The organism is Salinivibrio kushneri, assembly GCF_027286325.1.
GTDB lineage: Bacteria > Pseudomonadota > Gammaproteobacteria > Enterobacterales > Vibrionaceae > Salinivibrio > Salinivibrio kushneri_A.
The window spans coordinates 1,551,153-1,573,777 of record NZ_CP114588.1 but is presented as its reverse complement, the minus strand read 5'-3'; the positions used below and the strand labels follow the sequence as shown (position 1 = coordinate 1,573,777).

Here is a 22,625-nt window from a genome sequence, read left to right as displayed (position 1 = left end):
ATAACGTGCCACACTAACTGGTCGGTGCAGAGAGTTGGATGGTGCGGGCGCCATGAGTGACTGCTGGGATTTATTCGTAACAAATTGCATCAAAGGATTGTTTTTATCATTAATGCCCATACTATTTTTATCATTACAACAAATAAGCGCTAAACACTGGGTTTAAGCGACGGAGACACACCATGAAACGCTTAGGATTATTTCTCGCTACCAACCTCGCGGTTCTGATCGTATTCAGCATTGTGCTGAATATCATCTACGCGGTCACAGGCATGCAGCCGGGCAGCTTGTCTGGGTTGCTGGTATTGGCGGCCGTATTCGGTTTTGGCGGCTCGTTTATATCGTTGTTGATGTCAAAATCAATGGCATTGCGCTCGGTGGGGGCGCAAGTGATTGAGCACCCACGTAATGAAACCGAGCACTGGCTTATGAATACGGTCAGTCAGCAAGCTCAGCGTGCTGGCATTGGCATGCCAACCGTGGCGGTATACAGCTCGCCTGATATCAACGCCTTTGCCACCGGGGCAAAACGCAATGATTCTGTGGTGGCGGTATCAAGCGGTCTGTTGCAAAACATGACCCGTGATGAGGCCGAAGCCGTGCTGGCGCACGAAATCAGCCACATTGCGAATGGCGACATGGTCACCATGACCTTGATGCAAGGGGTGGTTAACACCTTCGTAATCTTTATTGCTCGTGTCATCGCCGGTGCGGTCAGTGGCATGAACAGCGACGAAGAAGGCGAAGGTGGCGGCAACTGGATGATGTACTTCTTGGTGTCGTCAGTGCTAGAAATCGTGTTTGGTATTCTGGCCAGCATTCTCACCATGTGGTTTAGCCGTCATCGCGAATTCCGCGCCGATGCAGGCTCAGCGCAGCTGGTGGGCAAACAGAAAATGATTGCCGCGCTAGAGCGTTTGAAAGTCAGCCACGAGCCGAAACTGGAAGGCTCAATGATGGCATTTGGTATCAACGGTAAGAAAACGCTGAGTGAGCTGTTTATGACTCACCCACCGCTAGAAAAACGTATCGATGCCTTGCGTCGTGGCGACTATCTCTAACCGGATAGCGTTTACGTCGAGTCATCGATTAAGCGGCCTGCGGGCCGCTTTTTGTTTGTGTGCGTCGCCACTTTATCCCCTCACTGGCGAGTACCGCCCCGAATACAATCAACGCCATCGCCACCACGGTAAGCGCACTGACGGTTTCTGAGAACACGGGGATCGCGATCAGCGCGGCCACCACAGGCGTGAATGCACCTATTGCGGCACTCATTTCTGCCCCTAAGCGGCGAATCGCAAATGCATAGCTGTAATTGGCAATGATCCCCACGCCTAAACCTTGCGCCAGTACATGGTAGCCAAGCTCGCCAAGAGGGGCTTGGAGCAGGTTAAAGGAGACAAGTCCGCTCATCGCGCCCACCGGTAGCAACAAGACGGCCGAAATCGCTAATACCGCGCCGGCTTCTGCCGCATTCAATCCTGTCACACGCACGCCAATGGTAAACCACGCCCAACTGATGCTGGCCGCCAGCAAAATCAAATGGCCTTGCGTCACACTCCACGGTGAGAAGAACAGCGAATGCCATAAAAACGCACCAATGCCGGTGACGATAAGCCCAATCCCTAATCGCCGTCCCACTGAGAGCGATTCACCATAAACGCCCCAAGCAATCGCAGAGACAAACAGTGGCAAGATCCCAGGAATTAACGAGGCACCATCGGCGACAGGGGCAAACTGCATCCCCGTGGCGGCGAGCAGATAAAACGGTAAACCTGCGCCAAAGGCAATCGCAAACAGATAACGTTTGGGCATGGAGATAATATGACGCACCCGATGACGGCTCAGCCAACCAAATAGGAGAGCGGCAGGCAAAAAGCGTAGTAGGGCAATATCGCCACTGGTTAACACCGACTGGCTGGCCTGACGCAATGAAATAAACAAGCTCGCCCAGATAGTCACGGTGACAAGCATGGCGGCGAGGCCTAATACACGTTGAGAGGAGGCAGGCATGGTTGATCACTTCCTTGTTAATGGATGCAACTAGTGTGGCAGCGTCAAAGGAGGGATTGGTGGCAAATTAAAGGGTGATTTGCCACCATGTTAGCGTTTATCATCTTTAATTGTATTATTGTTGTTAAAAATCACCAAGGAAGCGATTTGGACAGTAAAGACAAAGCCATACTGGCGCTGTTACAAGACGATGCGCGCCGCACTACCGCGGAAATCGCTGATGCGGTTGGGCTGTCGTTTTCACCGTGTGCAAGACGAATCAAAAAGCTGGAAGCCGATGGAGTGATAGCGTCCTACCAGGTCACGCTCGACCGCCAACGGATTGGGCTAAACATGACCTTTTTCGTCAATGTGAGTTTGAGCAATCACCGAGAAGAGGCGATTGTTACCTTCGAGCACGCACTGGTGGAAATGGATGAAGTCATCAACGGCCACGTGATTTCTGGTACCTATGACTATTTGCTGGAAGTGGTGACGCGCGATTTACCGCACTATGAAGCCTTTATGCGCCAGTTACAGACCCTAGCGATGGTTAAAGACATTAATACCAATGTGGCGATCCGCGCGGTAAAACAAGGCGCGGCGCTAAAAGTATAGCGCCGCGCCATTATTGTGAGATGGTTGTTAGCGACTAGCGACTAGCGACTAGCGACTAGCGACTAGCTAAGGTGCTGGCTCAACCAGTCACTAAAGGCATTTTGGGGCAGAGCACCGTTGAGTACGTCAACGCGCTCGCCGTTTTTAAATACCATTAGCGTCGGAATGCTGCGAATACGATATTGCGCTGCCAATGCTTGCTGCGCTTCGGTATCGATTTTAACAAAGCGTGCGCGGCCTTCTTCTTGCTCGGCCACTGCCGCAAAGGCAGGGGCGAAGCTTTGGCATGGACCACACCACGGGGCCCAAAAATCGACCACGACAGGCACATCGCTATTTAGCAGCGCGTTAAAGTTTTCGCTGGTGCCCTCAATCGGTTTACCGTCCAGCACATCAGACTGGCACTTGCCGCATTTGGGCGCGTCATTGACCCGCTCGTTCGGGATGCGGTTCATGGCTTGGCAGTGAGGGCAGCGTGAGGTCAAGGTTGTCATGGTGTTTCCTCGTTGAATTATTTGCCACTAATATAAGGGGATAAGTTGGCTCGCCCAAGTTGAAATTATCAATCACTCAAATAGAAAAAGCCGATGACAAGGCACCGGCTTTCATCACAGGTTATTGATGCATTTCGCGCTAGAGTGCGTCCACCACCTTGAGGATGGCACTGAGCATATCGCGACCGAAGGCTTGGCTACGCGCCGGTGACCAGCCAAAATCCGGATCCGGTTGGTCGTTATGATCTTTAAACGGCATTTCAACCGTGTACGACAAGCAGTTGAAACGCTCACCAATCCAGTTTGAGCCCACGGTTAGGTTGGCTTTACCGGGGGCGTCTTTGTCATAGCCGTGCTCGTCTTGGAACTCCGGCGTCACGGTGAGCAGGGCACGCTTAAATCTGTCCTCTAAATCCGCCATACGCGCGTCATAAGACGGGATCCCCTCGCAACCGGCAACAAAGTTATACGGAATCGCTTCATCACCGTGGATATCGAGGCACATTTTCACCCCAGTTTGTTCCATGCGCGCACGAACATGATACACCTCAGGGCTGCGCTCAAGCGTGGGGGATTGCCATTCGCGGTTCAAGTTGGCACCGACGGCATTGGTGCGCAGGTGGCCACGCACGCTGCCATCGGGGTTCATATTGGGCACTACGTAAAAGTCTGCCTTTTCCAACAGCGCACGGGCGGTGGTATCCGTGTCGTCAAGCAATCGGTCGAGCAGCCCCTCGATAAACCATTCCGCCATGGTTTCGCCAGGGTGTTGGCGCGCAATCAGCCAAATCGGTGTTTTTGCTTGCGAAGACTCACTGAGCTCTGAGCGGATTTTCAAAAGGCTAACATCACGCCCGTCCAAGGTTTGGCCGAGGGTTTCTAGCTGACACTGTGGGTAGGTTTGCGCTTGGTGAATTAAATCCAAATGGCGCTCATAGCTATATGGCGCAAAGTAGGCGAAATACATCGAGCCATGTTGCGGCGTCACCTTGATGGTGAGTGTATCGCCGTCAAATTCGGTGGGGACGCGGAACCAGGTATCGCGATCGTAAGAGGCGACGGCTTGATAATCTTTCCAGCCTTCTGGGTAGGCCGAGCCTGCCAGTTGCTGAATATGCAGTGTGTGAGCCTGATTGACTTGCGCCTCTAAGCGAAAGTGAAACCATTGGTAAAATTCAGATTGGTTGTCGTTATGAATGGCAAGCTGAATGTTGTTAATGTCGTCATCGTTAACAACGCGAATATTCCCGCTGTCGAACTGGCTAAAAATACGCATAGAGCATCCTTTATCGGTTTGAGAGGCCAGCTGTGTTTGCACCTTAAAAATCCGCCTTTTGTCGTAAAACCTTTCGCGACGTTCTTGCCACCAACTATCTACTCATTTAGGCAAGATGGCTTTACTGGCTTATTATTAACAGTATTGCGCCTTATCTTGTCGTACTGCGTCTTAGCTGGCAAGGTGCCCTTATCACGCTATGACTATCTTTTTCCTCAGTGATTATCTTTTCCTCAACAAACAAGGAGCCACTATGCATTTGCAGGATCCTGAGCTTTTAAAAACGCAGGCACTGATCAATGGCAAGTGGGTTGATGCCGATAGCCAACAAACCCGCGCAGTGACCAATCCTGCGACCGGAGAGCACTTGGCGACGGTACCTAATATGGGGGCGGAGGAAACCAGCCGCGCCATTGATGCCGCGGATGCTGCGCTACCCGAATGGCGAGATTTAACCGCCAAAGCGCGGGCTGACGTGCTTTACCGCTGGTACGAGTTAATGCTCGAGCATAAAGATGACTTAGCCGCGATCATGACGGCAGAGCAAGGCAAACCACTGAAAGAAGCCGCGGGCGAGATCCAATATGCCGCGTCATTTTTACAGTGGTTTTCAGAAGAAGCGAAGCGCGTGTATGGCGCAACCATTCCCGCGGAGCAAACGGATAAACGTATTTCAGTGATCAAGCAGCCGATTGGCGTGACCGCGGCGATTACCCCGTGGAACTTTCCGGCAGCAATGATCACCCGTAAAGCGGCCGCGGCACTGGCGGCGGGGTGTACCATGGTGGTGAAGCCGGCCAGTGATACGCCGTTATCGGCATTGGCTCTCGGTGAGCTCGCGTTACGAGCCGGTCTACCTGCTGGAGTGATCAGTGTGGTGACCGGGGCGTCGGGTCCAATTGGCGATACCTTATGTGCTGACAGACGCGTCCGTAAGCTCTCGTTTACCGGCTCCACTGAAATCGGCGCACAGTTGATGGAAAAATGTGCCCCAGGTATCAAGAAGCTCTCATTGGAGTTAGGCGGCAACGCGCCCTTTATTGTGTTTGATGATGCTGATATTGACGCCGCGGTTGAAGGTGCGGTGGCAGCCAAGTTTCGTAACGCAGGGCAAACCTGTGTCTGTGTGAACCGCATCTACGTACAAGCGGGTGTGTATGAAGCCTTTGCCGAGAAATTTACCCAAGCGGTAAGTCAATTGCAGGTGGGGAAAGGCACCGACGACGGTGTAGACATTGGCCCACTCATCAACAAAGGGGCAATGGACAAAGTGAATGCCCATCTGGATGATGCCAAGCAAAAAGGTGCGGCGATTGAGCTGGGTGGCGCGTGCCCTGAGCTGGGTGAAAACTACACCCAACCGGCGGTGATTAAATATGCGACCCCAGCGATGCGGATAGCCAAAGAAGAGACCTTTGGCCCCGTGGCACCGCTGTTTTCTTTTGAAGAAGAAGCGGACGCCATCGCCATGGCTAATGACACAGAATTTGGTTTAGCGTCTTACTTTTATGCCAAAGACATTAGCCGTGTGCACCGGGTGGCAGAAGCGCTGGAATATGGCATGGTAGGAATCAACACCGGCTTGATTTCGACCGCAGTCGCGCCTTTCGGCGGGGTGAAACAATCAGGCCTGGGTCGTGAAGGCTCTAAATGGGGACTGGATGAGTACCTAGAAATGAAGTACCTATGCTTGAGCTTGTCTTAACTTGGGTGTTTGCCCCGCGAAGTGTTAAAAATTGCTGACACGTAAAGCGGGTTTTACGCTGTTTATTGCAGTCAACTTGCCTCGAATGTCATCAAATTGGTGATAATTCAGTCAGGTTGACTGTTTTTTGGTGGCTTGATGTATGAATATTTGCATTTGCCCACATCCGCTCTGTTGTTGGCTTTTCATCCGTGGTAAAACTCAAGTAATATGCGTAAGAGAAGTCCAACCGTTGCCTTGTTGCAGCATGTTGGCGAACCAAACCAAGTGGAGATACAAGATTGATCAATGTGTTCCTTGTAGATGATCACGAGCTGGTTCGCACAGGGATTCGACGTCTTTTAGAAGACGTTCGTGGCATAAAAGTGGTAGGGGAAGCCGACAGCGGTGAAGCTGCACTCAAGTGGTGCCGGCAAAATCACGCCGATATTGTCCTAATGGACATGAATATGCCAGGCATCGGTGGGTTGGAAGCGACACGCAAGTTGCTTCGTTACTCGCCGGACGCCAAGATTATCGTGCTCACGATCCATACAGAAAACCCGTTTCCAACCAAGGTGATGCAAGCCGGCGCGGCGGGTTATTTGACCAAAGGAGCCGGTGCCGATGAAGTGGTGAACGCGATCCGCATGGTCAACAGCGGCCAGCGTTATATTTCACCGGACATAGCCCAGCAAATGGCACTCAGTCAGTTCTCTGCCTCTTCAGATAATCCTTTCAAAGAACTGTCAGAGCGTGAATTGCAGATCATGCTGATGATCACCAAAGGGCAAAAGGTTACCGACATTTCCGAGCAACTTAGCCTGAGCCCGAAAACGGTGAACAGTTACCGTTATCGCTTATTCAGCAAGTTGGGGATCAATGGCGATGTGGAATTGACCCACCTTGCTATCAGGCACGGCATGCTCGACACCGAAACCCTGTAACGCGAAGTAATCCAGGACGAGACCGCGCAGTGCCGAACACCTTCGATGCTAAAAGCTTTCTAAAAACCGTTCCTCACCAGCCCGGCGTTTATCGCATGATGAACGCCGCGGGTGAAATTATCTATGTGGGCAAGGCCAAAGACCTTAGCAAACGCCTAGCGAGCTACTTTCGGGTGCAGGTTTCCAGTGAGAAAACCAAAGCCTTGGTGCGTAACATCGCCGATGTAGAGGTGACGGTGACCCACACCGAAACCGAAGCATTGATCCTTGAGCACAACCTCATCAAGCAGCACCGCCCCAAATACAATGTATTGCTGCGAGACGACAAGTCTTACCCTTACATCTACCTCAGTGCTCACGAGCATCCACGGCTGGCGATCCACCGCGGCGCGAAAAAGAAAAAGGGCGAATATTTTGGTCCCTTTCCTGATGCCAATGCGGTACGCAAAAGCCTGCACCTGTTGCAGAAAATATTCCCGGTTCGCCAGTGTGAAGACTCGGTGTATGCCAACCGCAGTCGGCCTTGCTTAATGTATCAAATTGGTCGTTGCTCTGGCCCTTGTGTACCAGGACTGATTAGTGATGACGACTACGCCGAGCAAGTCAATTTCGCCCGTATGTTTTTGCAAGGCAAAGACCGCGAAGTGATCGACAGCTTGGTCGCCAAAATGGAAACCGCCAGCCAACAGCTGCAATTTGAAAAGGCGGCGGAGTATCGCGACCAAATCCAAGCGTTGCGCCGCGTACAAGAGCAGCAGTTTGTTTCGCAAGACAGCGATGACGACATCGACGTTATCGGCTTTGCACTAGAAAACGGGGTGGCGTGCATTCATGTGCTCTTCCTGCGCCAAGGCAAAGTGCTGGGCAGTCGTAGCCACTTTCCTAAGATGCCGGCAGAAACCGACCCTGGTGAAGTGGTTTCAAGCTTTGTCAGCCAGTTTTACCTGGCGCAAGCAGAAGGGCGCACCATTCCCAGCCATATTCTGATTTCTGACGATATCGGTGATGATCTGGGTTGGTTATCGAATACCTTGAGTGAAATTGCCGGTCGCAATGTGCGTCTGCAAAGCCGTCCGCGTGGGGCCAGAGCCCGCTTTTTGAAGCTGGCCAACACCAATGCGCGCACCGCTTTGACCAGCAAAATCAACCATCGGATGACCATCCAGAATCGCTACCAAGCGCTGCAAGAAACCTTAGGCTTAGAGCCGGTTAAGCGGATGGAGTGCTTTGATATCAGCCACACTATGGGCGAGAAAACGGTCGCCTCTTGCGTGGTGTTCAACCAAGACGGGCCGCTGAAAAAAGAGTATCGTCGTTACAACATCGAAGGGATCACCGGCGGTGATGATTATGCCGCAATGGCGCAGGTACTGACGCGCCGTTATAGCAAACAAGTCGAGCCAGAAAAAATCCCCGATATCATTGTAATCGATGGGGGTAAGGGCCAGCTCAGTCGTGCTTGGGAGGTGCTCGAGCCGTTGATTGCTGATTGGCCGGTTAACCCGCTCATTTTAGGTGTAGCTAAAGGCACCAGCCGTAAGCCGGGGCTCGAAACCTTGATTAAGGTCTCGGGCGAGGAGTTTTCGTTGCCTGCAGACTCGCCGGCATTGCACCTTATCCAACATATTCGTGATGAAAGCCACGATCATGCCATTGCCGGACACCGCGCGGCACGGGGCAAAGCGCGCAAGCAAAGTGTGCTTACCCAAATTGATGGCGTAGGACCTAAACGTCGCCAGGCCTTGCTGAAATACTTGGGCGGTATTCAAGAGCTGAAAAACGCCAGTGTCGAAGAAATCGCCAAGGTGCCCGGGATCAGTGCCACATTGGCAGAGAAAATTCATTCCTCATTGCAAGGTTAGTGGCAATGGGGCACCATAACCCAGTTAATCCTAAAATAAAAAGCTGAGCATGCGTCTAAATATACCTACCATTTTGACCTTTTTGCGCATTGCGCTTATTCCGGTCTTTGTTGTTGCCTACTATCTGCCTTATGCCTGGGCGCCATTTGCGGCGGCACTGATTTTTGTGATTGCTGGTGCCACCGATTGGTTAGATGGCTATTTAGCGCGTCGCTTAAAGCAATCGACCCGTTTTGGTGCCTTTTTAGATCCCGTCGCCGACAAGGTGATGGTGGCGATTGCCATGGTGCTGATTGTTGAGCACTACGCCTCTATTTGGATCACCATTCCCGCGGCAACTATGATTGCGCGTGAGGTGATTATTTCAGCCCTGCGAGAGTGGATGGCAGAAATCGGCAAACGTGCCAGCGTCGCGGTCTCTTGGGTGGGAAAATTTAAAACCGGCTCACAAATGTTCGCACTGACCATGCTGCTTTGGCATGGCGCGCCTTGGATTGAATGGTTAGGTTACATTGCGCTGTACGCTGCGGCAGGCCTGACCTATTGGTCGATGTATCAGTACATGATGGCAGCCAAAGACGACTTGCTTGCCGATCCGGAAGATGAATAAAGCGGGCGCTCAGCAAACGCCTTCACGTCCGTGACGTATCAATAAAAACGCAGCCACTCTTTGGGCTGCGTTTTTTGTTTGCTGCTGGTGGCAGAACGAGAGCAAGTGCCTGTTTAGCGTTGCGCTTAAGCGAACCGTCTGGCTTAGCACTTTAGGGTTAGCACTCTAGGATTAGCACGGCTCGCTTCGTACTTTAGGTTTAGCCCTTTCGCCTAGCGCTTAGGAATGGTCAACACAAACGCCGCCCCTTGCAACGGGGAGTCGCTGGCGTGGATGTTGCCATCATAACTGGCAATGATTTCATCGCACACCGCCAATCCAATGCCGGTTCCAGGGTTAAGCTGATCGGCACGTACCCCGCGCTGGAATATGCTTTCCCGGTATTGCTCAGGTACCCCGGGGCCATCGTCTTCAATCGCCAGTTGCCACACTTCGCCGTGATCGTCGAGCCGGATTTGCACGGTTTCAAGGCAAAACCGGTAGGCGTTTTCCAGCAAGTTACCGAGTAACTCCATCAAATCACTGCGGTGCACCGGCAACGAGGCATGTTCATCAAACGCTCGCACCACCTTCACGGGTTTATCGCGATAGGCTTTATCTAACATGCCGGTCAGGCTATCGATAGGCGCGCTGAGTGGGCTATCTTCGCGTTTCAGTCCACATTGCCCCACCAGTGCGCGTTTAAGCTGATATTGCACCATGTCATCCATCTGGCTGACCTGCTCTAAAATCCGCTTATTCAGGTGCTCGCGCGACAGGTGATTATCATCGAGTAGGGCGTTGGTGGCGGATAAACGCGTTTTAAGGCTGTGCGCTAAATCATCCATGGCGTGGCGATAACGGGCTTTTTGCTTTTCCCGCTGGGTGATCATCCGGTTAAGCGCCTGGGTGACATCTTGCAGCTCGTCAGGGTAATCGTTATCCAGTGTTTGCTGGCGTGATTCAGTAATTGCGATCAGCTCTCTGGCCAAGCGACGCAGCGGCGAGAAGCTCCAATGGCACGCGGCAACCACCAGTGCCGACGCCGAGACAAATAGCAAGCTGATGTAAAACCACGTCTCAGCTTCTAAATCGGCTAACTGTTGTTTTTGTTTGTCTACGTTGCGCAATACAAACAACCGGTTCTCGCTATCACCCGGTTGTTTTTCTGACGAAAGCCGCTGCGCCACCACGTTAAAGCCAGCAATGGAAAGATACTGCGGCTTTTTCGCTTCGTTAGGGATCAGCGTGCAGATATCGTCGATATTAAACGCTTGCACATCGCGCGAGGTCCACAGCGTGTGGTTATCAGGTGTACATAGCACCGACATATAATCGCTGCTGGATGGGTCAAGCGATTGGATCCAAGCGGTCAGCTGGTCAGCGCGGATCAGCCCGTCTTTACTGAGCTGCGCCATCACCATCGGAATTTGTGAGGCCAGATCGCGCGAGTAAGCCGCCATGGAGTTTTGCTGATACAGCTTATTAATCAAGGCCGCGAGCGCAATCGAGAAAAGGAGAATAATGCCAATCGAGGTAGCGAGCACGCGCGTGCGCAGTCGGGGGCGACATTGGCAAAGGGTAAATTGGCCTAGTTTCATGGTTTACTCAGCTTGGATCTCGAACAGGTAGCCTTGGCCGCGCACGGTCGAGATGGGGTTGTCGTGTCCGGTTTGGATCAGCTTTTTACGCAGACGACTGATCATCACCTCAATGGTGTTGGGGTCGCCATCTTGGTCATGATACAGCACATCGAGCAAGCGTTGTTTCGAGATCACTTCGCGACTGTGACGAATCAGGTACTCAAACAAATCATACTCAAAGGCGGTGAGTTCCAGTGCTTGCCCGTTGACGGTAACCGACTTCGCCAACAAATCTAACTCGATATCGCCAGCGGTGATAGTGGGCTTCACAAAACCAGCACTGCGACGCACCAATGCGTTTAGTCGTGCCACCAGTTCCGGCTTTTGAAACGGCTTTACCAGGTAGTCATCGGCACCGGCATCTAACCCCGTGACTTTATCTTGCCAATTGGCGCGCGCGGTGAGCACCAAAATCGGTAGGCGCAGCCCTTTGGCGCGAATATCACGAATTAGGCTAATGCCATCTTGATCGGGCAAACCGAGGTCAATAATGGCAATATCATTGGGGTATTGGTCAGCGTAATAAAGCCCTTCGCTGGCGGTGCTGGCACAGCGAACATGGTGGCCGAGTTCACTGAGTTCGGTGTTCAGGTGATGACTTAAAATCGAGTCATCTTCAATAATAAGAACCTGCATAAAAGCCCCTGTAAAACAAAAAAGCGCCCGAGGTGGACGCCTTTATTATAGGTTTAATAAACTGAATTTTGGCTGACTCAGCGACCGTCTCTCGCGTGACGTTACACCAAAATAATCATCAAGGTGCCGGCCAAGGTCAAAATAACGTTGGCAATCGCATAAGTGCCCGCGTAGCCCAAAGCTGGAATAGTGCTGCGGGCGTGCTCGTTGATCATATCCATCGCCGGCGCACAGGTTCTTGCCCCGATGATTGCGCCAAACAAGAGCGCGCGGTTCATCTTCAGCACATACGCGCCAATCAAATAGGCGACAATCACTGGGATAACACTGATCACAATGCTGGCCAGGATCACCGAAAAGCCCATGTCCGCGATGTAATCAAACAGCCGACTACCGGCACTCAGTCCAATGCCAGCCATAAAGGTCATCAGGCCGAGATCTTTCACCATATTTAGCGCCCCTTGGGGCACATAGCCGAAAGTGGGGTGGTTGGCACGTAAAAAGCCGAGGCTGATCCCCGCCAACAACAAGCCAGCGGCATTACCCAGGCCAAAGGTCACTTGGCCGAAGGTTAGGGTGATCATCCCCAAGCCCAGCCCCAAAATAAAGAAGCAGCAAAAAGCGAGCAAATCCGACATCTGGCTATGAATTGAGATAAAGCCGATGCGGTCGGCCAAGCCTTTTACGCGGCTTTTCTCACCACTGATTTGCAGCACATCGCCTTTGTTGAGGATAATCCCTTGGTCCATCGGCATCTCAACCTGAGCGCGCACCACTCGGTTTAAAAAGCAGCCGTATTCCGACAGGTTTAAATCCGACAGCTTTTTCTGCGCCACGCTGTCGTTTTTCACCACGATTTCTTCCTCGACAATGCGCAAGTCGAGCAGGTCGCGGTCAAACACTTCTTTACCGTTCCGAAAGCTCGGGTCCAGTCGCGCGTGGCTGTCGGGATAACCCACCAAGGCAATCTCGTCGCCTTGCTGCAAAATGGCATCCCCATCAGGGTTAGCCAAAATGCCGTTACGGCGAATGCGCTCGATATAACAGCCGGTTTGGCGATAAATACCCAGCTCACGCAGGTTGCGGCCATCAATCCAATCGATCAATTCAGGGCCGACCCGATAGGCGCGAATAATGGGTAAATAGACCTTACGCTGTGATTCACTCCCCAAGCCGCGCTCAATCGCAATCTGTTGGGCGGAGTGCTCAAGGTTATGGCGCTGCAACTTCGGCATCAATTTCGCCAGCACAATTAAGCTCACCAGACCAGTGAGGTAAGCCATGGCATAGCCGACACTGAGGTTATCAATCATCATCCCCAGCTGTTCGCCTTCCGCGCCGGTTAAGCCGGAGTTAAGCGCATCTTTCGCGCCCACCAATACCGGGGTGGCGGTGAGTGCGCCGGCCATCATGCCGGTGGCAATGCTGATATCCAGCCCCAACTGGTTTTGGAAGAACAGGGTTAAGCCAATGGCACTGAGTAACACCGCCAAGGCAAGCAATAGGTATGATTTTCCGTCACGGAAAAAGACGCCAAAAAAGTTCGGCCCCGCCTCAATTCCCACGCAGTAGATAAACAGCATAAAGCCGATGCTGAGGGTATCAGGCGAGAAGGTGAACCCCGCGTTGCCAAAAATGATCGCGGTGAACAACACACCGATGGATCCGCCGAGTTGCACACTACCAATTTTGATCTTTCCGACTGCGAGGCCGAGAGCGAGAACCACAAAAAGGAGTAAAATATCGTTTTGGAGCAGGAGGTTATTGACGTCTATATTCACAGCACAAATGTCCGACAGAGCGTGCAGGGGGTTAATGTGGTGAAAATTATACCAACCTTAATCACACTTTGTTGTACAAATTTAGTGAAATAATCATTAATTTTGCGTAAAAAAAGACCAGTTGCACGCTTTTTGGAAGCACCCACAAAAAATGGCAGCCCCGACTGGCTTTTTAGACCCAACCAACGCACCCGCAAGATCTCAGCCAAATCCTCGAAGCAATCTCACAGAATTAGCGCTAGCTAACATTTTGGACATGAGGGAATGAAAACGTTATCACGCCTCTGTTAGGCTAATCCTTACTAGAAAAAGGGAAATGGCCTATCGGGTGCCCAAAACCGGCGGGCGGTAGCGTGGGGGCTGGATAGATAGCCAGCTTATCGGTTAGAAAGCCGAATCGGATGCACGCTTTCGCGGAGAAGAGACAGATAGTAAAAGTGATAAATTCTATTAATAACAGTAAGTTAATAAAGGAAAGGCGCGTATAACGGTTTTGGGGAAGTGAGTGTGCGCGCTAATATAATGTTAGGCTTCACGAGGTAAATTCAGCATGCGTAATAAAGAGTATTTACTGTTGGTGCAGGAAGGGCATTTAACCCGCTCCGCGCTTATTGAGGGACTGAATTCAATTCGCAAGTCTAATGTTGATGATAATAGTCGTGGGCTTTTTTATTCAGGGCTTTTTCAGCTTGCTACTGGTTTCGAAAGACTAATGAAAATAGTATTTATCTTAGATTATAAGATAAATAATGATTTCAAGAATCCAAGCGATAAAGAGTTAAGAAAGTTCTCGCATAATATCAAAGAGTTATTTGATAAGTGTGCTAATTTGTCTTTGACATATGAATTAAAAGAGAAACTAAATTTAGATGAATTTCAATCCAAAATATTAAATGTGTTGTCTTCTTTTGGCACTTCATCCCGATACTATAATTTGACTGAATTGGCAGAAAATAATAATAAAGAAGACCCTATAGCTCAATGGCTCGATGTGATTGATGATCATGTTTGGATGCTAAGACGTGACGTTAGAGAAAATTTGCAGAATATTGCTCTTTCTCATGGGACCGTAGATTCTTGGTGTCAACATATTACTGGTGAACCTGTAACTACAATTGATTTTCACTATTATCTGCTTAGTACTGAAAAGGCTAATCCTTATATAATTTGGTCAATTATTGATATGTTACGCCCATTTTATGGTCTGTTGCGTGAACAAGTAAGAATGCTTAATAAGAAATGGAATAAGAATGAGAGTATTCCGTTTATATACGAATTTTTCGTGTTTTTTCTTACAAAAAGAAATATTGTTTTAAAAAGAAGACGCTGGAAAATTCAGTGAGTTTGTAAGCCTAACAAGCAAATCAATGGACGCTTAACGCTGGCAGCTTGTGGTTTTTAGTTTTAGAAGTGTTGTGGCATTGGTGAAAGCGCCACTGTTTGCGGCGTTATATTGTTTTTGGAGTTCAGCGTTTGGAAATTGATGAAATAATAGCTTTAACTCGTGAAATTATCTCGGATCATTCTTGTAATGTTGACAGTGATGAAGAGCTTTTTCCTATCGTATCTGTTGCTACAAGCGATGCGTATAACTCGGTTATCGACAGCTTTTACCTCTTAGAGGATACACAATTAGCTAAACATTCGTTTCTAGAGCGAAATCCATCATTGCCATTTGGTGATCTCTATTTGTACTTCTATGGTGTCCTCAATGCTGTTTATATGCAGCAGCAAGCGCTGTTAGTTTTGCTAAGAAAAATGGGTATGGAATTTGAACTAAGCGAAATTCAAGGTTGTAAGATCTTCGATATTAGAAACAGCTTTGCTGCCCATGGTGCAAATAGAGGTGGCAGAAAGATCAAGGAACATAGCTTTATTCTAGATCGTCATGCTCTTCGACAAGGCAAGTTAAAAGGATACTCTGCCAATCATGATAGCGGCTTTCTATCTCATGACACTGATGCTTCAACTTTGATTTCAGAGTGGGACAAAGTTTTTTCTAAGTATCTGGAACGTATCTTAGGCATAATAAAAAAGAACTACGAAACCAAAATATAACACATATGAGCCCTTCTCCAGTCAATAGGCAATAGCATTTTTTTTGGCTGCGCAGCAGCCAATGCTCTCGAACAACAAAGTCGTCTACTTCGTTCTGTCATTTCCGCCATTCATTGCTTACGGCAAACTCATATAGAAGGTCTCTTAATGCGGTCTTACGGCTACCTGCCAATCATATGACAGGGCTATTTTTCGTTCCCACGCTCCTGAGTGGGAATGCATATCTAGCTGTTGCTATTATTCAAACACAAACAGCAACATGACCAGTGTTATATTATTCTGCCTAGGGCGTTGAACTGGCTTGCTCGCTACAGGTATTGACGCTGTCCGCTAGTGTTAGAACAGCGATCAAGTGTAGTTCGGTGATCTTGTGGCCAACTCTGACTATGATTCAAATTCATATACATTCCCACGCAGGAGCGTGGGAACGAGTTAACAAGAAGGAGCATATGCACATACCCAAGAATATGGAAATGACTGGCGAGGGCGCAATTAAGGCGTTCATTTCCGATTATGGCTTTGGCGTTCTCGTTTCTAATGATTTGAATGCAACACACTTGCCCTTAATCTATCAAGCAGAAGAGGGGACATTAGGCTGTCTTTATGGGCATTTTGGAAAAGCGAATGCACATTGGAAAGTAGCAGAGAATCAGCGTGTTGTGGTTATCTTTAATGGGCCGCATTCATATATATCACCATCGTGGTATAAGGCAAAGCCCGCCGTGCCCACATGGAATTATGCGGCTGTGCATTGTTACGGTGTCTTAAAGCTTTTGAGTGACAAAGAAAACGAATGGGCAATGAAGCAGCTTGTGGCGAAGTATGAACCTAGTCTGCTTGATGCACCGGAAACGATGCCAAGCGATTATCAAGCGAAACTACGCCAGTCAGTCGTGGGCTTTAAAATTGTTGTTGACGACATTCATGCAAAGGAAAAGCTAGGTCAACATCGTAAAGCGGACGATCAAACGGGCGTGTTTGCCGCACTCAGTGACAGCACGCATCCAAATGATATCGCCTTGTCGGCGTATATGGAAAAACGCAATCTTGGGATCGGTAATAAGTAGCACCTGCCACTCGTGGTGTATTAGCAGCTAGCCGTCGAAGACTCAGGAAGATGAGTACGGCAGCTTCTCTAAAGTCTAAAACAAGAAAAACTACTGTAAACACAACATCGGTAATAAGGAGCAAGGATGACTGACGTTTTATCACTGGTTTCAATAGGGTTCGCATTTTTTGTTGTCGCGGTCTCCCCGGGGCCGGCGAATATCTCCAATGCAACTATCGCCATGAGTAAGGGACGAAAAGTCAGCCTTGTTTACGGCGCAGGGTTATCCATTGGGCTGCTGTTTTGGGGCATTGTCGCCGCCAGTGGCTTGGGTGTGGTGCTGCAAGGGTCGGTGTATTTACTCATGCTGCTAAAAATCGTGGGTGGCGTGTATCTTCTATGGCTGGCTTACCTTTCTTTTAAATCATCCTTTAACGCCGCCGCGACGGTATCCACAAACGATAACCAAGAAGTGGGATACCGAAAATGGTTTGTTCGTGGCGTGGTTTTAAATTCCTCTAATCCTAAAACTGTGGTGGCATGGATGGCGGCTTTGTCGGTTGGAATGGGGTCAAGCAGCGATGGGCTGTTTCTTGTCGCTGCGGTGCTGACTTGTATGCTGGTCGGCTTTTTGGTGAATGGGATGTACTCCCTGTTGTTTTCAATCAACGGCGTGATGAACGTCTACCAAAAAGTGGCGCATTGGGTCGAGCGGGTAGTGTCTGGGATCTTCGCACTGGCGGGGTTAGGGTTGCTGCGCTCCGCCTTTAGCCGCAATCCTGCGTGAGGCTTTACCTCAACCCAACTTGAGGGATTAATCTGGTGCCATTCACATAAGGAGTCGACGATGACATCAGCACCCATGATTGAAGAGTATTTACATCGTCTCGCGTTGAGTGAGGCTAAGGGCGTGGCACTGGTCACTGAGCTTGTTGAAAAACACCTGTCACAGTATGCGTTTTCTAGCCTCAATGCCATGGCGGGACAGCCGCTTTCTTTACAGACGGATGCCTTGCTTGAGCGGTTGGTAGTGAACCAACAAGGCGGCTATTGCTTTGAGCACAATAAAATTGCCTATCTTGCCCTGAAACATTTGGGGTTTGAAGTGCGCAGTGTGCTGGCGCGGGTGATGCTTAATGGTAAACCCACCAATCCCCGCACTCACCGTATGAATGTGCTTGAGCTCGATGGCGAGACTTATCTAGTGGACGTTGGTTTTGGCAATAAAACCCCGCGCGGGTTAGTCAATATTAACCAGCGCACCTGCACCATCGGACACGATACCTATCAAATCACGCGCAATAGTGATGTGGTGACCGTGGTATTACACGAGCCCGATCAACCACCATTAACGTTGTACGAGGTTGAGCTTTATGACGTAGTAGAAGCCGATTTTGAAGTGGCGCATTTCTATTCTCATCAACACCCCGAAGCCATTTTCGTCAATAACCTTGTGGTGTCGTTGATCACCGCTTCACACCGCTATTTGATTCGTAATCAGCAGTTTTTGGTGTGGGATACGGCGGGGCAGCTCGTTACCGATCAAAGCATCGATAGTGTCGAGGCATTAACTCAGCTGGTTCATGAGGTGTTTTTATTGCAACCGCCGAAAGCAGTGTTGGAAACTGCGTTTGCACAGGTAGCGGCCAACGCGGCGGCTTGAGTGAGCGGGTATTAACGAGTACGTTCGTCTTGACGTACGTACGAGATGTCGTACAATTGTTTAAAAGTTAATCACCGGAGAGGCGCTATGACGGGGATCACTGCCACTGAAGCGCGTAGTAAATTGTATCGGCTCATTGATGAAACCGCCGAATCGCATCAGCCCATTGTTATTGCGGGCAAACGTAACAAAGCGGTGCTGGTTTCTGAAGAAGACTGGTCAGCAATTCAGGAAACACTCTATTTGCTTTCTGTACCAGGGATGCGTGAGTCAATTCGCGAAGGCATCGCCACGCCGACGGATGAATGCGATGAGGAGTTGGACTGGTGACATGGAAGTTGGTTTACACCAAACAAGCCCAGAAAGACGCAAAAAAGCTGGCTTCCAGTGGCCTAAAACCAAAAGCGCAAGAACTGTTAGCACTGATTGAAGACGACCCCTACCGTAAACCTCCTCCGTTTGAAAAGCTTGTCGGTGATCTCACTGGTGCCTATTCACGCCGTATTAATATTCAACATCGTTTGGTCTATCAAGTCCTCGAGGATGAACAAGTGGTGAAAGTGCTCAGGCTCTGGAGCCATTATGAATAGTGGCACTGTCTGCGATTGCTAATGCCCTGCTCCCGAGGCTAGAAGAAAAAAGCCAGCACACAGCTGGCTTTTTTGTGGGTTAGCTATTCGTACATCCAAGTCGATAAGGTAACAATATAGCTACTAGCTAACTTTCTGTGTATGGTTTTGTGTACATTCATCCTCGTGATGCGTACTATTCTAAGCTTTCGCTGTTTAGTCAAAAATCTTGTTGGAATTTTTAAATGGATAGCAGAAGTGAGTTTTATCTTTCGTGCGCGAGTTGTGGTGATGCGATCCACTTGACTCATGACCACTTATCGACATTGAAAAATGGTAGTGCTATTGCGTGTGAGTGCGGGGTGCTTTTACATGCTGATGATGAAAAATTTGATCAAGCAAAAGCAGTCATAAACGAGCGACAAAAAGCCAAATACCTCATTTTGTCTGGGGCAGCTATGGCGGCGTTATTAGCATTTGTATATCGAGCACCTGCGCTGTGGATATTGATAACATTGGGAGCAGGGTTTTTAGTTCGAAATCTGGGGCATGGTGAGGTCTTTGAAATAAAAACTCAGCTCGCGCCACTGAATGCGGCACCTAGTGTAACGTTTTCGACCTTTGAGGAATTTAAAGCAAGTCACCCAAAACTAAAATATGGCTTTAATAAAGCGTTTAATAAATGTTGTATTTGTGAAAGCTTTACCAAGCAAACAATCAACGAGCTTCCTGTTTGTGGCGTTTGTAGTAGTACCGTCCACGCTCGCTCGTAGCGATTAAAAGTATTCGTTTTTCAAAACACCTCCGGCATCTCTCCAGAGGTGTGATACTAATAACTAACGTTTGTTGGATAGTCGCTATTGGGGTTACACCTCTGCCAGTAGTCCTGTTGGTGAGGTTGTCTATACCTTAAACTAGCCGCCCTGCAAAACATGCATGAGCATTTTGATGCTGAGCAAGAGGGATAGCACGCCCAGTGTCTTTTTCAGTTTGTCGGCGGGCAAACGTGCGGCACAGGCCACACCCAGTGGTGCTGAGAAGTAACTGGCGAGCGAGAACAGCACCACCGCGGGCAGATAGATATAGCCAAATGTGAGTTGCTCCGGTGTGGTGTTTTCCCAGCCGTTGAGCAAATACCCCAAGGTGCCTGTGATGGCGAGTGGAAACCCAATCGCTGCCGAGGTGCCAACTGCGTTTTTTACTGCTAAGTTTTGGCCGATTAAATAGGGAACAATCATGCCGGCGCCGCTGACTGAGACGAGGGCAGAAATGGTGCCAATCAGTGTGCCAACCGCGACATTGCCTGCCGGTTTGTGAGGCGTTAAGTTGGCTTGTGGGCGTTTGGGTTGGAACATTTTGTAAGCCACATAAAGCATAAACAGACTAAAAAAGAGAGCGAGTGCCACACCGTTGACGGCCGCGGCTAGGGTGGTGGCGATAAAGGTGCCGGCTATCACACCGAGTGCCATGTTAAAGGCAAGCGATGTATTGACGTGGCCTTTGGTATAGTGGGCACGCATACTACTGAAGGTGGTGAACACCATCGCGGCCATTGAGCTCCCGAGCGCCATATGGACGACATGTTGGTCGCCAATTCCTTGCGCGGCAAACAGCAAGGTAAAGGCTGGCACCGTTAGCCCACCTCCTCCCACTCCCACTAAACCGGCAATAAAGCCAACACCCATCCCTAATAACGCGTAATAAATGGCGAATGTTACGTCGATCATCGACAGTTCCTTTCTTTTGCTAACCACTGGGCTTCACTGTAGGGTGTTATTGTATTGGCATGTTAATGCGCCATGGCCTAATAATAATGAAATCTGGCCAAGTGGGGAGGGCAGCATGGGTGTTTGGGAGACAAGTGAAAGATCGTCAGGCGCGGCGCTGATCACCTGTTCGTGGTCACGTGAGGCTGATAATGGTAAAAGAGACATAAAGCGGTATCACTGGCACACGCACCATAGAGGGCAGCTTTTATGTGTGCAATCGGGACTGGTGCAGATAAAAACGGCTGAGGGCACATGGGTGTTACCACCGTCTCGCGCTGGCTGGATCCCTCCCAACGCGAAACATAGCGTGCTTTTTTGTAATGCGGTGAGCGGCTATTCGGTGTTACTTTTACCTGACTTATGCCAGTCGTTGCCGAATCGACCCCAAGTGGTCGGGTTGAATCAAATGCTGGAGTCGATGGTGGCGCGAAGTGCTGGATGGGATCAAGCGCAGCTCACTGCGGAGAACCGACGCATTACCGATGTGATAATCGATGAAATCCGCACCGCAGAGGCGGAAGCGCTTTATCTACCGATGCCGACTGATCAGCGATTAGTGCGTGTTGCCGAGGCGATTTTACGTCAGCCCGATAGTAAAAATACCGCGGAGCAGTGGGCCAAAGTGGGCGCATTGTCAGCCCGAACACTGCGGCGTTTAATGCCGGCCGAAACCGGCCTGACTTTTGTGCAATGGCGAAACCAAGCGCAGTTGAATCACGCATTAGCACTATTGGCGCAAGGTGAACGGGTGGGCGATGTGGCCTTTGCTTTAGGCTACGCGACCCCAAGTAATTTTATCGCCATGTTTAAAAAGGCGATGGGGCATCCCCCGGCCTATTATTTTTCTGGCTCACAGCGTAAGGACGTGCGATGAACATAAAACGATGGTTGACGGCAATGGTTGGGTTGGCATTGTCCTTCAATGTGAGTGCCAAGGAGTTTGCAACCAGTGGTTTGGCTTCACAGACGGTGTTTAACCCCGAGCGTGAGTCGACGATCGAGGTGGATATTTGGTATCCCACCACATTGGATTCAACCCATTTTGAGTTCGGCAAAAACAAAGTATTTGTAGGGACGAAAACCAACCGGAATGCGCCGGTTGCGTCGGGCAAACACCCTGTTGTGCTATTGGCACATGGCGGCATGCGCAGCGCCCTTCCACGCGGGGTGGGTGGCGTCCGGTTTGGCCAAAGCGGGATTTATGGTGGTGGTGCCGCAGCAAGTTGGGTTTTCTGCCGCGAATGTTACGTCGGCACCAAGCGAATTGTGGTTGCGGCCGAGCGATCTATCAATCAGTTTGACGCATCTCATAGATACCGCGCCGTTTAAGCAGGCTATCGATACTGACCATGTGTATGGGGTTGGGTTTTTCTTAGGCGGCACGTCCATGCTGTCACTGGCGGGGGCGAGATTTGAGCCGGCGCTTTACAAGCAATCTTGCGCACAGGAAGGGGTGAATATTGATTGTCAGTGGCTCCAGAAAAACAAGGTGGATTTGAGCAAGGTGTCTGAGCCAATGCTTAGCCGCACCAACCAAGATGATCGTGTCAAAGCCATTGTGGCGATTAATCCTGAATTAACCAAAACATTGGATACACAGAGCCTTGATGACATCAAGGTGCCTGTGAAAGTGATGGATATTCGCGGCCGTCAGGCTGCGCTGCCGGAATTGGAGGTGGCTGAATCTCTTGCCGCGATTCCGAATATGACGCTAATGAAAACGCCTCATACCACTATTTTCAGTGCGTTTAGTCGGTGTACGGCAAAAGGTGCGCAGATATTAGCATTGGAAGGGGAAGGCCATCTTTGCCAAACATCAGGGCAGCAATCCCGAGAAGAGGTGCACAGATTGATTATTGAGGCGATCACCCAGTTTGTTGGCAAGCATTAAAACATCAGCTTATGGTAATGATGGGCAAATGAGACAAAATTGGCCTCCAGTGACCTCAAACCAAAAGCGCAAGAACTGTTAGCACTGATTAAAGACACCGCTACC

At 49.9% G+C, this 22,625-nt stretch carries 24 protein-coding genes; 17 read left to right on the top strand and 7 right to left on the bottom strand.

Going from position 1 to position 22,625, the window contains the following annotated elements; genetic code table 11:
- The first annotated feature begins 182 nt into the window (after positions 1–182).
- Positions 183–1,061 carry a protease HtpX gene (gene htpX, locus N8M53_RS07370; protein WP_269578307.1) on the top strand — a complete coding sequence of 293 codons (879 nt, stop codon included), beginning with the start codon at positions 183–185 and terminating at the stop codon, positions 1,059–1,061.
- 28 nt (positions 1,062–1,089) lie between these two features.
- Here htpX and N8M53_RS07365 read toward each other — a convergent pair whose 3' ends face one another.
- Positions 1,090–2,013, bottom strand: coding sequence for a DMT family transporter (locus N8M53_RS07365; protein WP_269578306.1), 924 nt, complete (start codon positions 2,011–2,013; stop codon positions 1,090–1,092).
- A gap of 147 nt (positions 2,014–2,160) precedes the next feature.
- On the opposite strand from N8M53_RS07365, the gene N8M53_RS07360 reads away from it, so the two are divergent.
- Positions 2,161–2,610 (top strand): Lrp/AsnC family transcriptional regulator, encoded by a 450-nt coding sequence (locus tag N8M53_RS07360; RefSeq protein WP_074212533.1) that lies wholly within the window; start codon positions 2,161–2,163, stop codon positions 2,608–2,610.
- Between the two features lie 62 nt (positions 2,611–2,672).
- Here N8M53_RS07360 and trxC read toward each other — a convergent pair whose 3' ends face one another.
- Positions 2,673–3,104 (bottom strand): thioredoxin TrxC, encoded by a 432-nt coding sequence (gene trxC / locus N8M53_RS07355; RefSeq protein ID WP_046073098.1) that lies wholly within the window; start codon positions 3,102–3,104, stop codon positions 2,673–2,675.
- Between the two features lie 139 nt (positions 3,105–3,243).
- Positions 3,244–4,380, bottom strand: coding sequence for a M14 family metallopeptidase (locus tag N8M53_RS07350; RefSeq protein ID WP_269578305.1), 1,137 nt, complete (start codon positions 4,378–4,380; stop codon positions 3,244–3,246).
- 253 nt (positions 4,381–4,633) lie between these two features.
- On the opposite strand from N8M53_RS07350, the gene N8M53_RS07345 reads away from it, so the two are divergent.
- From N8M53_RS07345 to pgsA, 4 genes are all read left to right on the top strand, one after another.
- Positions 4,634–6,085: an NAD-dependent succinate-semialdehyde dehydrogenase gene (locus N8M53_RS07345; protein ID WP_269578304.1), complete on the top strand. Its 1,452-nt coding sequence runs from the start codon at positions 4,634–4,636 to the stop codon at positions 6,083–6,085.
- Positions 6,086–6,366: 281 nt separating this feature from the next.
- A complete protein-coding gene (gene uvrY, locus N8M53_RS07340) occupies positions 6,367–7,011 on the top strand; it encodes a UvrY/SirA/GacA family response regulator transcription factor (protein WP_046073101.1) in 645 nt (214 codons plus the stop codon).
- A 95-nt stretch (positions 7,012–7,106) separates the two neighbouring features.
- Complete coding sequence (gene uvrC / locus N8M53_RS07335) at positions 7,107–8,873, top strand: excinuclease ABC subunit UvrC (RefSeq protein WP_420066606.1); 1,767 nt, start codon at positions 7,107–7,109, stop codon at positions 8,871–8,873.
- 49 nt (positions 8,874–8,922) lie between these two features.
- Entirely contained in the window at positions 8,923–9,483 is a 561-nt protein-coding gene (gene pgsA, locus N8M53_RS07330) for a CDP-diacylglycerol--glycerol-3-phosphate 3-phosphatidyltransferase (RefSeq protein WP_077668268.1), read from the top strand.
- A 212-nt stretch (positions 9,484–9,695) separates the two neighbouring features.
- Here the strand turns inward: pgsA and N8M53_RS07325 are convergent, their stop codons facing one another.
- The 3 genes from N8M53_RS07325 to N8M53_RS07315 form a co-directional block, all read right to left on the bottom strand.
- Positions 9,696–11,063: an ATP-binding protein gene (locus N8M53_RS07325; RefSeq protein ID WP_269578303.1), complete on the bottom strand. Its 1,368-nt coding sequence runs from the start codon at positions 11,061–11,063 to the stop codon at positions 9,696–9,698.
- 3 nt (positions 11,064–11,066) lie between these two features.
- On the bottom strand, positions 11,067–11,741 hold the full coding sequence (locus tag N8M53_RS07320; protein ID WP_269578302.1) for a response regulator: 675 nt from the start codon (positions 11,739–11,741) through the stop codon (positions 11,067–11,069).
- A 101-nt stretch (positions 11,742–11,842) separates the two neighbouring features.
- Positions 11,843–13,522 carry an aspartate:alanine antiporter gene (locus N8M53_RS07315; RefSeq protein ID WP_269578301.1) on the bottom strand — a complete coding sequence of 560 codons (1,680 nt, stop codon included), beginning with the start codon at positions 13,520–13,522 and terminating at the stop codon, positions 11,843–11,845.
- 550 nt (positions 13,523–14,072) lie between these two features.
- Here N8M53_RS07315 and N8M53_RS07310 point away from each other — a divergent pair.
- The 8 genes from N8M53_RS07310 to N8M53_RS07275 all read left to right on the top strand — a co-directional run bounded on the left by N8M53_RS07310 (position 14,073) and on the right by N8M53_RS07275 (position 19,633).
- On the top strand, positions 14,073–14,864 hold the full coding sequence (locus tag N8M53_RS07310) for a hypothetical protein (RefSeq protein WP_269578300.1): 792 nt from the start codon (positions 14,073–14,075) through the stop codon (positions 14,862–14,864).
- A 131-nt stretch (positions 14,865–14,995) separates the two neighbouring features.
- Complete coding sequence (locus N8M53_RS07305; RefSeq protein WP_269578299.1) at positions 14,996–15,580, top strand: hypothetical protein; 585 nt, start codon at positions 14,996–14,998, stop codon at positions 15,578–15,580.
- Positions 15,581–16,047: 467 nt separating this feature from the next.
- Positions 16,048–16,647, top strand: a complete 600-nt coding sequence (locus N8M53_RS07300) for an FMN-binding negative transcriptional regulator (RefSeq protein WP_269578298.1) — start codon at positions 16,048–16,050, stop codon at positions 16,645–16,647.
- Positions 16,648–16,773: 126 nt separating this feature from the next.
- Complete coding sequence (locus tag N8M53_RS07295) at positions 16,774–17,415, top strand: LysE family translocator (protein WP_077577718.1); 642 nt, start codon at positions 16,774–16,776, stop codon at positions 17,413–17,415.
- Between the two features lie 60 nt (positions 17,416–17,475).
- The gene (locus tag N8M53_RS07290; protein WP_269578297.1) at positions 17,476–18,291 is read left to right on the top strand and encodes an arylamine N-acetyltransferase family protein; all 816 of its coding nucleotides are present in this window, start codon (positions 17,476–17,478) and stop codon (positions 18,289–18,291) included.
- 87 nt (positions 18,292–18,378) lie between these two features.
- Positions 18,379–18,621 (top strand): type II toxin-antitoxin system Phd/YefM family antitoxin, encoded by a 243-nt coding sequence (locus N8M53_RS07285; RefSeq protein WP_269578296.1) that lies wholly within the window; start codon positions 18,379–18,381, stop codon positions 18,619–18,621.
- Positions 18,618–18,881, top strand: a complete 264-nt coding sequence (locus N8M53_RS07280; protein WP_069587257.1) for a Txe/YoeB family addiction module toxin — start codon at positions 18,618–18,620, stop codon at positions 18,879–18,881. Before N8M53_RS07285 ends, N8M53_RS07280 begins: the two co-directional genes overlap by 4 nt.
- A 224-nt stretch (positions 18,882–19,105) precedes the next feature.
- Complete coding sequence (locus N8M53_RS07275) at positions 19,106–19,633, top strand: hypothetical protein (protein ID WP_077639086.1); 528 nt, start codon at positions 19,106–19,108, stop codon at positions 19,631–19,633.
- A gap of 141 nt (positions 19,634–19,774) precedes the next feature.
- Here N8M53_RS07275 and N8M53_RS07270 read toward each other — a convergent pair whose 3' ends face one another.
- Positions 19,775–20,587: a sulfite exporter TauE/SafE family protein gene (locus N8M53_RS07270; protein ID WP_269578295.1), complete on the bottom strand. Its 813-nt coding sequence runs from the start codon at positions 20,585–20,587 to the stop codon at positions 19,775–19,777.
- Positions 20,588–20,885: 298 nt separating this feature from the next.
- Here N8M53_RS07270 and N8M53_RS07265 point away from each other — a divergent pair, with 298 nt between their 5' ends.
- From N8M53_RS07265 to N8M53_RS07255, 3 genes are read left to right on the top strand one after another with little or no spacing between them, the layout of a single operon-like run.
- Positions 20,886–21,503 carry an AraC family transcriptional regulator gene (locus N8M53_RS07265; RefSeq protein WP_269578294.1) on the top strand — a complete coding sequence of 206 codons (618 nt, stop codon included), beginning with the start codon at positions 20,886–20,888 and terminating at the stop codon, positions 21,501–21,503.
- On the top strand, positions 21,500–21,958 hold the full coding sequence (locus N8M53_RS07260; protein ID WP_269578293.1) for a hypothetical protein: 459 nt from the start codon (positions 21,500–21,502) through the stop codon (positions 21,956–21,958). Before N8M53_RS07265 ends, N8M53_RS07260 begins: the two co-directional genes overlap by 4 nt.
- Entirely contained in the window at positions 21,927–22,520 is a 594-nt protein-coding gene (locus tag N8M53_RS07255; protein WP_269578292.1) for an alpha/beta hydrolase family protein, read from the top strand. The genes N8M53_RS07260 and N8M53_RS07255 overlap by 32 nt, the downstream gene beginning before the upstream one ends.
- Positions 22,521–22,625 lie beyond the last annotated feature (105 nt).

What these genes read in the sequence shown, in the direction of transcription:
- htpX (WP_269578307.1), top strand. Translation starts at nt 183, where the DNA reads ATGAAACGCTTAGGATTATTTCTCGCTACCAACCTCGCGGTTCTGATC.
- N8M53_RS07365 (WP_269578306.1), bottom strand. Translation starts at nt 2,013, where the DNA reads ATGCCTGCCTCCTCTCAACGTGTATTAGGCCTCGCCGCCATGCTTGTC.
- N8M53_RS07310 (WP_269578300.1), top strand. Translation starts at nt 14,073, where the DNA reads ATGCGTAATAAAGAGTATTTACTGTTGGTGCAGGAAGGGCATTTAACC.
- N8M53_RS07290 (WP_269578297.1), top strand. Translation starts at nt 17,476, where the DNA reads ATGACATCAGCACCCATGATTGAAGAGTATTTACATCGTCTCGCGTTG.
- N8M53_RS07275 (WP_077639086.1), top strand. Translation starts at nt 19,106, where the DNA reads ATGGATAGCAGAAGTGAGTTTTATCTTTCGTGCGCGAGTTGTGGTGAT.
- pgsA (WP_077668268.1), top strand. Translation starts at nt 8,923, where the DNA reads ATGCGTCTAAATATACCTACCATTTTGACCTTTTTGCGCATTGCGCTT.
- N8M53_RS07325 (WP_269578303.1), bottom strand. Translation starts at nt 11,063, where the DNA reads ATGAAACTAGGCCAATTTACCCTTTGCCAATGTCGCCCCCGACTGCGC.
- N8M53_RS07260 (WP_269578293.1), top strand. Translation starts at nt 21,500, where the DNA reads ATGAACATAAAACGATGGTTGACGGCAATGGTTGGGTTGGCATTGTCC.
- uvrC (WP_420066606.1), top strand. Translation starts at nt 7,107, where the DNA reads ATGATGAACGCCGCGGGTGAAATTATCTATGTGGGCAAGGCCAAAGAC.
- N8M53_RS07295 (WP_077577718.1), top strand. Translation starts at nt 16,774, where the DNA reads ATGACTGACGTTTTATCACTGGTTTCAATAGGGTTCGCATTTTTTGTT.
- N8M53_RS07285 (WP_269578296.1), top strand. Translation starts at nt 18,379, where the DNA reads ATGACGGGGATCACTGCCACTGAAGCGCGTAGTAAATTGTATCGGCTC.
- N8M53_RS07270 (WP_269578295.1), bottom strand. Translation starts at nt 20,587, where the DNA reads ATGATCGACGTAACATTCGCCATTTATTACGCGTTATTAGGGATGGGT.
- N8M53_RS07320 (WP_269578302.1), bottom strand. Translation starts at nt 11,741, where the DNA reads ATGCAGGTTCTTATTATTGAAGATGACTCGATTTTAAGTCATCACCTG.
- trxC (WP_046073098.1), bottom strand. Translation starts at nt 3,104, where the DNA reads ATGACAACCTTGACCTCACGCTGCCCTCACTGCCAAGCCATGAACCGC.
- N8M53_RS07350 (WP_269578305.1), bottom strand. Translation starts at nt 4,380, where the DNA reads ATGCGTATTTTTAGCCAGTTCGACAGCGGGAATATTCGCGTTGTTAAC.
- N8M53_RS07300 (WP_269578298.1), top strand. Translation starts at nt 16,048, where the DNA reads ATGGAAATGACTGGCGAGGGCGCAATTAAGGCGTTCATTTCCGATTAT.
- N8M53_RS07345 (WP_269578304.1), top strand. Translation starts at nt 4,634, where the DNA reads ATGCATTTGCAGGATCCTGAGCTTTTAAAAACGCAGGCACTGATCAAT.